This is a genomic window from Methanospirillum hungatei (assembly GCF_020216685.1).
Classification (GTDB): Archaea; Halobacteriota; Methanomicrobia; order Methanomicrobiales; family Methanospirillaceae; genus Methanospirillum; species Methanospirillum hungatei_B.
In genome coordinates this window covers 1-10,655 of record NZ_JAIWNS010000034.1, presented here as the reverse complement: position 1 = coordinate 10,655, position 10,655 = coordinate 1, and the positions used below count along the sequence as shown (strand labels likewise).

At 42.7% G+C, this 10,655-nt stretch carries 10 protein-coding genes; 2 read left to right on the top strand and 8 right to left on the bottom strand.

The features are described from left to right. From LDL35_RS02000 to LDL35_RS01975, 6 genes are all read right to left on the bottom strand, one after another. Positions 1–1,325 (bottom strand): type I restriction endonuclease subunit R (locus LDL35_RS02000; protein WP_304018961.1); only part of this gene is annotated, 1,325 nt, incomplete at its 3' end. Beyond that, the gene (locus LDL35_RS01995) at positions 1,322–2,554 is read right to left on the bottom strand and encodes a restriction endonuclease subunit S (RefSeq protein ID WP_304018955.1); all 1,233 of its coding nucleotides are present in this window, start codon (positions 2,552–2,554) and stop codon (positions 1,322–1,324) included. The genes LDL35_RS01995 and LDL35_RS02000, both read right to left, overlap by 4 nt. A gap of 240 nt (positions 2,555–2,794) precedes the next feature. Beyond that, the gene (locus LDL35_RS01990) at positions 2,795–3,565 is read right to left on the bottom strand and encodes a DUF1828 domain-containing protein (protein ID WP_304018954.1); all 771 of its coding nucleotides are present in this window, start codon (positions 3,563–3,565) and stop codon (positions 2,795–2,797) included. After that, positions 3,555–4,052, bottom strand: a complete 498-nt coding sequence (locus tag LDL35_RS01985; RefSeq protein WP_304018953.1) for a hypothetical protein — start codon at positions 4,050–4,052, stop codon at positions 3,555–3,557. The genes LDL35_RS01990 and LDL35_RS01985 overlap by 11 nt, the downstream gene beginning before the upstream one ends. Next, positions 4,049–6,145, bottom strand: coding sequence for an N-6 DNA methylase (locus tag LDL35_RS01980; protein ID WP_304018952.1), 2,097 nt, complete (start codon positions 6,143–6,145; stop codon positions 4,049–4,051). Before LDL35_RS01980 ends, LDL35_RS01985 begins: the two co-directional genes overlap by 4 nt. A 77-nt stretch (positions 6,146–6,222) precedes the next feature. Then, positions 6,223–6,423, bottom strand: coding sequence for a hypothetical protein (locus LDL35_RS01975; protein WP_304018951.1), 201 nt, complete (start codon positions 6,421–6,423; stop codon positions 6,223–6,225). 826 nt (positions 6,424–7,249) lie between these two features. Here LDL35_RS01975 and LDL35_RS01970 point away from each other — a divergent pair. Next, positions 7,250–8,566, top strand: coding sequence for a hypothetical protein (locus tag LDL35_RS01970; protein ID WP_304018950.1), 1,317 nt, complete (start codon positions 7,250–7,252; stop codon positions 8,564–8,566). A 150-nt stretch (positions 8,567–8,716) separates the two neighbouring features. Here LDL35_RS01970 and LDL35_RS01965 read toward each other — a convergent pair whose 3' ends face one another. Together LDL35_RS01965 and LDL35_RS01960 are read right to left on the bottom strand one after the other, a co-directional pair. Continuing rightward, positions 8,717–9,010, bottom strand: coding sequence for a hypothetical protein (locus LDL35_RS01965; RefSeq protein WP_304018949.1), 294 nt, complete (start codon positions 9,008–9,010; stop codon positions 8,717–8,719). Between the two features lie 279 nt (positions 9,011–9,289). Next, a complete protein-coding gene (locus LDL35_RS01960) occupies positions 9,290–9,637 on the bottom strand; it encodes a hypothetical protein (RefSeq protein ID WP_304018948.1) in 348 nt (115 codons plus the stop codon). Positions 9,638–10,189: 552 nt separating this feature from the next. Here LDL35_RS01960 and LDL35_RS01955 point away from each other — a divergent pair. After that, on the top strand, positions 10,190–10,655 hold a 466-nt coding region (locus tag LDL35_RS01955), incomplete at its 3' end, for a hypothetical protein (protein WP_304018947.1).

Genomic DNA, 10,655 nt, shown 5'->3' with positions numbered 1-10,655 from the left:
ACCCGTTTTGTGATCTCGTCATCTTTAAAGAGCGGAGTTCCGGTAAATCCGATGAAACTGGCATTGGGAAGAGCATTTCTCATGTTGAGTGCAAGGGTTCCGTACTGGGTCCGGTGTGCCTCGTCGGTGATGACGATGATATCATCCCGGCTGGTGTATCCGACGTCAGGGTCCACGTCCTGGTTAAACTTCTGGATCAGCGTGAAGATATGGGATTTGTGCTCGGTGAGGAGCTGTGCCAGGTGTTTCCCGTCTGATGCCCGGCAGGGATCCTTGTCATGGTTGACGAGTCTGCACCCGGCAAAGGTCTTGTAGATCTGTCCGTCAAGGTCGTCCCGGTCGGTGCAGATGAGGAAGGTGAAGTTCCCCCCAAGTTTCCGATGTATCTTCCGGGTGAAGAAGACCATCGAGTAACTCTTTCCTGAGCCCTGGGTGTGCCAGAAGACCCCGAGTTTTCCTTCCCGCTGCTTTCGTTCCTTGACTGCTTCAATGGCCTGGTTGACGCCGAGGAACTGGTGATTCTTGCCAAGGATCTTCACGGTGGGACCGAGTGAGTCGTCAAAGAGGATGAAGTTCTCGAAGAGATCCATGAAGTTCTTCTTGTCACAGACTCCCTTGAGCAGAGTCTCCATGTCAACAACTCCGGGGTCCTGTTCATTCAGTCGTTTCCACTCGTGGAAATGTTCATACTTGCTGGTGAGCGACCCTATCTTTGCTTTATCCCCGTTTGCCAGCATGATGATGGCGTTGTAGTAAAAGATATGGGGAACAGTGTCTTTGTAGTCGGCGAAATTTCTTCGGTAGGCAACCTCAAGGTCCCGGTGCATGTTCTTGCACTCGATGAAAAGGAGCGGGATTCCATTCACAAATCCCATGATATCCGGACGCTTGCGGTAGATATCCCCTTTTACCCAAATTTCCCGGACACAGAGGAAGTGGTTGTTCTCCGGTATGTCGAAGTCGAATATCTTCAGGATGGTCTGTTTCTCTTTATTCTTCTCGTTCCGGTACCTGACCTTCACCCCGTTTTTGAGAAGATCATACTTCTCCTGGTTGGTTGCAAGGAGGGTCTGGGCTGAGCTGACCTCTGATATCTGCCTGATTCCACTCTCGTATGCTTCGTCAGGGAGGTCCGGGTTTAACTTCCGGAGCGCCTGATTCAGGTACCGGGTCAGAATGATCTCTTTTTCGGATCTCCTGCCAAGAGTTCCGTCTACACCAAGGATCTCGTCGTTATAGGCATAAACAGAGTCCCACCCGAGGTTATTGGTAAGGTAATCGGCGGTGGTCTGCTGGACGAGGAGATCTTCGGTGTAGGGGGTCATACCGGTATCACTCCGTTCATGAGGCGGGGGAGGAGGAGGTCACGAGCTTTAATTAGGTTTGAATTTGTTAACGAGAGGTTTTTCACAGCATTCATTATTGGATTTACATAAGTTAAAAATTGAAACATTACATTTTTTGAGGGTAAAATCATAGGATATTCACGAATTACTTGTTGATTTATATTATTTTGTGCTGCTCCCTGACTTAATGATTTAAGTCGCATTTTATTGTCTTTAAAGAAAAAATAAGCAAATATCTCATTAGACAAATCTTTTTTAGGAATTATTGCACAGCATGCCTGATTACATGCTGACGATTCTGCCAATATCCCGATTTCCCCAATCGTTGCCCCGTACATAGCAACAAGTAAAGTTCTTTTTGGTAAAACCTTAGCTGCAGATTGACTAATTGCAATTTGAGTAATCTTTTCTGATGTCTCAAAAATAAACCCTCCAACTAATTCTTGTGTCTTTACCCAGTTGATATCACCAGTATAATATTCCGGGTTTTTTCTACTTGGTGTTCCCCCTGAAGTTGTATCATAAAAATCAGAAATTACTCCTTGTATCCACCCTTCCGGCACCCCATCCACTATCTTCGTATGTTCATGTCCGGGAAACCGGAGTCTGACGAACCATTCCTGGTAGAGGAGGCGGGCGGCTTCTTCGAGGAGCTGGATACGGCGGCGGTTGTTTTCGATGAGGTCGTCGTATTTTGAGAGAATATCAACAACTGCTCGTTGTGTGACAATATCGGGTAGATTTAATCGGATTCTTTTTATTACGTCCTGATTTAATGATGCCATCGTCGCTTTATTACCACACTGAGTTAACATCCAATTTTTATGGGAATCCAATAAAAACGAATAAGAGAGAAAATCAGGATTAATTTTGTCGGAAAAAATTCTCATCCGAATACAATCAGATCCTTGTAACCATTCATTTTGAAGACTTGTAACAAGTAAGTGTCTATCAACAGCCCCTTTTCTACCAAATACGATATCTCCTGGAATTAAAATATGCCGAGAAAGACGATTCAAAACATTTTCCGGTATATATTCTAACTTTTCAGGATTTAGCACTCGATACCCAATATTACGAACATTAATGACAGGTGTTCCATCTGAAGTATAATCCGATGCCTTTAATTGTGTACCAAAGGGTCCAGTTTGAAGTTCTATTAAATCATTTTCGACTAAATCACCGATAGTAACTGTACTCCAACTCAATTCACACCCCTACCCGGATCCACCCTTCAATAAACCACTGCATCTGCTCTTTCTTTGTTAACTTAAGGATTTTCCGGGAAAGTTTCTCTCCTTCAAATGGAAAAAGTGGAATCACTGAATCCACAATGAGCTCATCTAAACATTTTTTATAAACCAACCCAAATAAGTCAGATCTTGATAAACCTTTACCAAAAAAAGTATTACTGGACATTCCTATCAGAGAACCCATACCATTCATTCCTATGCATGTACCAGGTACTGACGAATCCTGTCCTTGTTTCCGGTAAAGTTTGAGAACATCTTATCACAGACATCTGAAAGCTTTGCCAATGCTTTCCGGTTAATCTCTTCCTGGTTCTCAAAAATCGCAACTGAATGAACCGTTATTCCCCACTTTTCATACTGAAGAAGGTTTATGGTTGCATCCCTGACCCGGTCATCATTCTGAAGCAGGAACAGGACGGTAGGCTCATCTAACCCCGAAAGATACCCATCGGCAGGGTACTTCCCTTCCGGATCATGAACCGGATCATGCCATTCCCAGGTTACCTGTCCGGAGAGGCCGGGTAATGCATTAATATATGCTGAAACATCTTCACGGAAGGTAGATCTGACATGTTCCCGTGATAAGAATGATATATCACTCACTCGCAACAGTCCCTGCACCATCTGAAATAAGGCATCTCCATACTGCTCATCAGGAACCGGGCAGATAAACTCTCCATCACGGTCACGAATACCATGTTTTGCCAGAATCTTATCGATTATCTCCCCTCTTTTTCCCTGCGTCAGATCCTTATACTCCATCCGGTATGACAGATGCATCATCGTGTGACCTTCATCACTCAAAACCCATCCGGATTCTTCCCGTTTCAAAACAAGGCCAAGGTGATCCCCATCATGGAACATAAACGGAGAAAAAATCCGGTACCGCTCAATCCCTTCAGGTACAAGAGTCAGATCATGGCAGACGGTCTGCCTGAAAGACTGGAGAATTACATCACTCGTCATTATTCACCCCGAATACATCAAGAGTTACATTATCTGTCTGTATAACAAATCCACAATCCTCTTCCATGCATCGCATTGCTCCGGTAATCTCACAATATCGGTCGGAGACGATTGCATATCCATCTTCACAGTCTATCCCATCTTCCTGGTATCGTTCAGAGGCGGTGTGAATGTGGAAATCATAGAATGTTTCTTTTTCAATCTTATTTGTATGCTGATGACTCTTTCCATTATATCTCTTCAGGATAAACGCTTTGTTAGAATTTTTTGGAAAATATAAAAGACCAATGGAAAAGTCAAGCTGATTAAAGCACCCCTGACGAACAATCACGCGAAAATGGTTGCCCTGACTCCCGAAGAGATCCTTTTTCCCTTCCCTGTGGCCGCCCTTTCTGACAAGATGAATAGTCTGGAAAAAGTCCGGTGGGATTCTTTTCTCTTCCCAGATAAGAGATTTTATCTCTTCGTCGGTCAGAACCACGGTCATATCCCAAGTTCCTTAAAATTTTTCTGAATTATCCTGGCAAGCTCTGCTGCCTCTGCATTCAGGCCCTCCAGTTCGATATGAATATCCCGGAGAGCCTCTTCAAAGTCAAACTCCTCATCCACCTCTTCCGGAGCAACACCCACATACCTCCCCGGAGTAAGGCTCCAGTCATTTGCTTTAATCTCTGACCGGGAGACGCATTTTACCAGGCCCTCCACATCCCGGTATGTCCCGTCCGGGAACCGCTCAACCAGCCAGTGAGCCTGTTTCCAAAAGTATCTGACCTGTTTGAGATCGAAAACCAGATCCTCCCTGATACCTTCAGCATCTTTGAGAATACGGTTTAAATCCCGACCTGACCAGAGATTAGACTCCTTTGCCTGACCATCCTTCTCACACGTCTCAATAAGCCGGTTTGCAAGTTTCGATATCAGATCTACCTGGGTCACCAGTGCATGACTCGCGTTGGAAAGAGAAGAGAGCCGGTCAACTGCTTTTTGAAGTCCTCCGTTTGAGGTATCCTGCTTCTCCCAGAGTTTCAGTTCATGAGATGTAGCCTTCGCAAATCCGGTAATCTCTTTAGATAGCTGGGCGTTCTCTCCTTCAAGCTCGGAGAAGATCTCTTTCGCTGCATGATCCCCAGAAAGTCTGATGATATAGGGCCGGGCGGAGTCCAAAAACAAGGTCATCTTCTGGCAGAACTGATAGAGAAGGTTTTCATCTCCTGAATTGACCGACGACTCCGCCTCTTTCAGCATCGTCTCACAGTACCGGGATACCAGCTGCAGGTATCGCACTATCTCACCTCGGTACAGCCATACAATCGCAAGAATATTCTGTTCCTGTTCAGGACTGAAATCATAGATCTTCCGTGTTACCTTCCGGAAGATATTCCGGGCATCGATCATCAGGACAAAATCCTTCATCTTTTCTGGCTTGGCCTTGTTTAAAAACCAGAGTTCACACGGAACCGTCCGGGTGTAAAAGAAGTTTGACCGGATAGAGACCATGATTTCAACCGCTCCGGTCTCCACAAGTTTCTGCCTGACTTTTGCCTCGTCCCGTCCGGCACTTGATGCCTGGGAAGACATTACAAACCCGGCCCGGCCCTTCTCATTCAGGTAACTGTAAAAGTAACTGATCCAGAGATAGTTCCCGTTCGAGACCTTATCCTGATTATTCACTCCGGGAAGACCAAACGGAAGGCGGGGGTCGTTCTTTACCTTGTCAGCATCCACTTCGTCAACATTGAACGGAGGATTTGCCATCACATAATCCGCTTTCTGAAAGAGTTCATGAGGATCCTGATAATAGGTGATTGCCTTCATGATATCCCCTTCCAGACCATGCACGGTCAGGTTCATTTTTGCAAGCCGGATGGTGGTGGCATTCTTCTCCATCCCTTTAAAGGTAAGATGTTCAGTCGGACTCTGATTCATCCGTTCTACAAAATGAGCACTCTGGACAAACATACCACCTGAACCACAGGCCGGATCAAGAACAATACCTTCCTTCGGTTCTATGACATTCGCAATGAGTGATACCAGAGATACCGGGGTGAAAAACTCTCCGTTATCGTGGGCTTTGAGGTCAGCAAACTGGGTAAGGAAGTACTCATATATCCTGCCGAATACATCCCCGGATGCCTGCTTTAGTTCGTCCGGGTTTAAGATCTGAAGTATCTGTTTTAGGACATCATTCTCAAGAGCACGGTATTCTTCCTTTGGCAGAACACCCTCAAGATCATAATCCTCCTCTATCGACTCCATCGCCGCGATGATTGCACCCGCACGGTCACTGCTATCCGGAAGAGATACCAGGTAATCATACTGGGCTTCAGGACGGAGATATATGGCACTCTTCTGGGAGAAATCCTCCTTCGTGAGAGCACGGGTTTTTCCGCCTCGCTTTGGAAGGGTCTTCTCAATCTCATCCTTCACCATAAGATACCGGCTATACGCATGACGAAGGAAGATCAGTCCCATTACGGGAAGGAAGTACTCATTACTGGCAAAGTTGGAGTTTGCACGAAGATTATCTGCCGATTTCCAGAGGCGTTTCTCAATTGCTTCAATGAGTTCAAGTTGTGGCATGGTATACTCTGTAATCCCCTTAGAATTCTGTTTAAATCCAATTTACTCTGATGGTCCCTTTTAATTCTTATACTGCCTCAATAACCCCGACAGGTACCAAGGTCCACAAACAGAACATAATCAGCAGGACCCACATCAATCGGATACTCTTTGACCGCAATACCGGGAGATGCCCTCCAGTCGATATGTTTTCTATCCTGAATCGCGAACCCGGATTCGATCAATTTCCGGTCGATAGTGTCCCTTGCTATCTGTTCAGGATTCTGGTTCACGGTCATGGTATCTGCATTGCAGAGAATATAGTGCGAGTGAAAACGTACATGGGATTCTGATTGTACGATATACGTTCTATAATGATAGACATAGAAAAATGTTTTTATTGATACATGAAATTTCCAGAACCCGTTCTGGTCTTCATAGTGACATTTATGAAGTATGATCAATTAAACACATAAAAATATATCCTTTTTATCTTTTCAGATTTGTGCTTCCGAATGGCTTAAAATTCGCTGTATGATGAGATGTATCCTTTGAAGTATAATTGTGGAGTCACTGTCTCCACAATTCATTATATAAAAGACCTGCCTTTCCATGGTATATATCAGGAATCAATGAAATTATTGCCTTTCAGCATTATGCTTGCATTGAGGCATTTTTTTCAAATTTAACGCCCATGTAACAGTTGTAACAGGTGTAGCAGGACTATGAAAAAGAGACCTGCACAAAAAAATTGCAGGGGAGGATAGCTAAAAACCCCCCTTTTATGATCGCTAGTTTATAAAGTATTTATAAACCCCAATTTGTTGTAAGGGGGTTCTTAGCTATTCTCAGGGTTCTGAATGGGATCATTTTTCGTTATTCTCAATGAAGATCCATTGGTTCACCTTTCCTGAACCTAAAAGGATAAATATCCTCCAATCAGGTTCCCCTTTTTTTATATATTAGTCAAGTCCCTAATCCAAAGGTATCAGAAATACCTCCAGGAATATCTGGTATGGTATTATCTTCCAATATGAGTCAAAAATTAGTTAAAATGCAGAGATGGTAAAAATGAGCCAATATTGTAAAATTGTGATGATTCTGGTGTGTATTTCACTTATCGGTATGAATAGTCTGGCAGATCCAATACCTGCTCCTGAAATGATCCCTGACCCTGAAATACAGTTCCCACATGGCGATATTCCACCTGGGAGTGCTCCGCTTAGTGGTAATTCTGATTTATCATACACACTGAGTGGAAAATATACCATTGATGGAGATATCGCTAACGAATCCAATGAAACCTATCTTTCTGATATGGATGATGTTTCCGCTGTTTATGTTACAAATGGCGGAACCTTAACCCTTAAAAATCCTGTAATCTCAACTTCCGGAAATACATCGTCCAATGATGCAAGCAGCTTTTTTGGTTTGAATGGAGCGGTACTCGCAAATAACGGAAGTACTGTCGTAATTGAAGGAGGAACAATATCTACAACCGGATCTGGTGCTAATGGAGCAATTCCTACAGGAGAAGGGACCTCAATCTCACTAAAAGATGTAACAATAACAGCCTCTGGAAATGGTGGTCATGGAGTTATGGCAACTCTTGGCGCCGTTCTTAACCTTGAGAATGTATCAATTACCACTACAGGACCACACGGAGCTCCAATTGCTACTGATCGCGGTTCTGGAACAGTAACGGTGAAGGGCGGTTCTGTTTATTCATCTGGTGATGGATCTCCTGGTATTTATTCAACGGGAAAGATAACTGTCAATGATCTAAATATTCTATCCGAGGGAACTGAGGCAGCAGTCATTGAGGGATCTAATTCAATCTTTCTTACGAATAGCACGGTAACCGGAGGAGATAAGAATACTCCCGGGGTCATGATTTATCAGAGTTTCTCGGGGGATGCAGAAGTTGGGAAAGGAATTTTCACCATGGAGGGAGGAACCCTGAACAATCGTGATGGGTCCCTCTTCTTTGTCACAAATACTGATGCCTTGATTACCTTAAATGGAGTGAAAATAAATGCTGGATCAGGTGTCCTGGTAAACGCCTCAGCAACTTCCCGATGGGGAAAAACTGGTGAAAATGGAGGAAAAGTAACCTTTACAGCATATAACGAAATCCTGAATGGTTCGTTCTATACTGATGAAATCAGTTCAATTGCCATAAAACTCTTAAATAATACCGAATTGACCGGAGAGATTCACACAGCAGATCTTGAACTGGATGCTACTTCGACCTGGTCCCTTACTGGTGATTCAACTATAACCGGCCTGACCGATCCAGATGGGATTTCTGGAAACATCATCACAAATATCATTGGCAATGGATATACTGTGACTTATAATCCGGATAATGAAGAATGTAGTGCTCTTGAAGGGAAGACCTATTCTCTGGTAAATGGTGGAATCCTTCTTCCCAAAAATTAAAATTCTTAATTTTTTTCAAATTTCAATTTGGATTCATGATTTCCGATAGCCTAGACATAACTGACTACTGATACATATGGTGAATTTTTCTCAATTAATTTTCGGATAATTTCATTATCGGGATGCATGGCATAAATGATTATATTCCTATCAATCAGCATCTTGTCTTCCTGGTAACTCTCTCTCCTGCCTCATCTCTCGTATGAACTCAACTGGATCATCAACGTCGCTAAATGCTTTTATTTTAACTAACGTATTCAAAGCTGAAACCATACATTTGCCTCTTTCGACATTCGTTTCTGGTTTGGGTTCATCTATAATAGTAATATACACTGAAACAGGATTGTCTGAGTTTATTATTTCATGAATGTCATTATCCCATTCAACATAATTATTTCTTATTACTGCCTTATATGCCCTTAACATCTCTGTTCCTTCGTACATAGCATATGCAATGGTAACTCATCAGGTTATCGCTTATAATTCCTCAATATCTGTAAATTGTTTTGTATAGTAAGTATTCCGCAATGCATGATAGGAAGGCCACAATCTAACCATTTCATACATATAAAAAAACCGGTACACCCCTCCTATCACCGGGTTTTATGATCTCCTCCCCCACGACACCGGTATGGCATTCACATACCTGCAGAGAGGACACAAAAAAAGAGAGATTGATCCACTAAATCGAACGAATCGAAGAAAATATGTCATAAAATAAATTTAAAATATTTTTAACGATGTAGCCATATCATTCATGAGTGATTGATATACCTTCTCCATGATCTCAGATGGATATACCATCCAGAGATAGACAACAGACTTTTTTGATCCTGCAACAATGAGAGTAAGCCTTTCTCCTGTTGAATCATTCACCCATTGAGAGAGTGAGAAATACGGACGTTTATCATCAGAACCAAACTTTGTCTCCCCTTGCTGAACGTAATCAGGATAATCATTCATTAAAGAATAGAGCAGTTCATTCAGGACATCCTTGTCAGGAATCTGATAGATGGGATTGTCTGCAACCATCACGAGTGAATACAACCCTGGTGTTTTTTTATCTGTCATCAAATACGCTTTCATCCCTTTGTAGCCTGTCTGAATCTCCTGCTAGTTCCAGTGTGACGGGAAGTTTATCTCAATCCTTGAATCAGCTCGAAAAGGGGTCCATTCCTGCTCTTCCGCCGTCATAATCGGTATACAAAGCGCTATCATCATAAGCAATAATATGAGTCCTTTCATACCGCTCTATCTTGTTTTGTAATATAAAAAAGTTACTTCAGATCTGATCGAAATTATAAAAGATGATATATAATTATAAGGGAATGAACAATGAGTGATCGTTAGCCTTATGTGTGATATGTACGAATTCACAACATGGATCCATATTCATCTTTTCACAACTCCGGTTCCTTTCTCGCACTCATCTGTATAACTCTCATCCTATGTTCTCTGGCGGGTGTTCCCACTTTAGCAGCAACCTGTTTTCAGAATTCACCATATATCTGTAAGGATTACATTGACCTTGATGGGAATGGGGTATGTGATCATGACACTGACAATAAAAAATACCCTCCATTAATAAGTACCCCAAAACAGACAGAAATTCCAGATGCTCATGTGAATGAATCAAAAGCATCTGATGAGATTACCATTGATGAAGAGGCAAATCAATTGTATGATCCCAAAACCAAGACTGTTTTTTATCTCAATGACTTTGGGTACGTAACCACAGAGACACAATATTCTGATGAGGAATTACATGAACGATGGAACGAGATAATGAAAAATTTGGGACGTAATACTGCTGATGAAGAACAACAGGAGATGGTAGATAGCACAAATACTCAAGGAGAGGATGATGCTCTTGACACGGTTATGAGTTCAATCGATGATACGTATGACTCAACACCACAAAGCACTGATAATGGCGATGAATTCGGGGACACACCTTTGCAAGAAGGAAATGTGATGGAACATTCAGACACCCCGGCAAAAGAAGATGAAGATACTTCTCTTGAGATATTGCTGAATCCAAATGATGAGAATGAGAAAGAAGAAAACACAATCGAAGATCAAAACCCCT

What these genes read in the sequence shown, in the direction of transcription:
- LDL35_RS01980 (WP_304018952.1), bottom strand. Translation starts at nt 6,145, where the DNA reads ATGCCACAACTTGAACTCATTGAAGCAATTGAGAAACGCCTCTGGAAA.
- LDL35_RS01960 (WP_304018948.1), bottom strand. Translation starts at nt 9,637, where the DNA reads ATGACAGATAAAAAAACACCAGGGTTGTATTCACTCGTGATGGTTGCA.
- LDL35_RS01985 (WP_304018953.1), bottom strand. Translation starts at nt 4,052, where the DNA reads ATGACCGTGGTTCTGACCGACGAAGAGATAAAATCTCTTATCTGGGAA.
- LDL35_RS01970 (WP_304018950.1), top strand. Translation starts at nt 7,250, where the DNA reads ATGAATAGTCTGGCAGATCCAATACCTGCTCCTGAAATGATCCCTGAC.
- LDL35_RS01965 (WP_304018949.1), bottom strand. Translation starts at nt 9,010, where the DNA reads ATGTACGAAGGAACAGAGATGTTAAGGGCATATAAGGCAGTAATAAGA.
- LDL35_RS01990 (WP_304018954.1), bottom strand. Translation starts at nt 3,565, where the DNA reads ATGACGAGTGATGTAATTCTCCAGTCTTTCAGGCAGACCGTCTGCCAT.
- LDL35_RS01975 (WP_304018951.1), bottom strand. Translation starts at nt 6,423, where the DNA reads ATGACCGTGAACCAGAATCCTGAACAGATAGCAAGGGACACTATCGAC.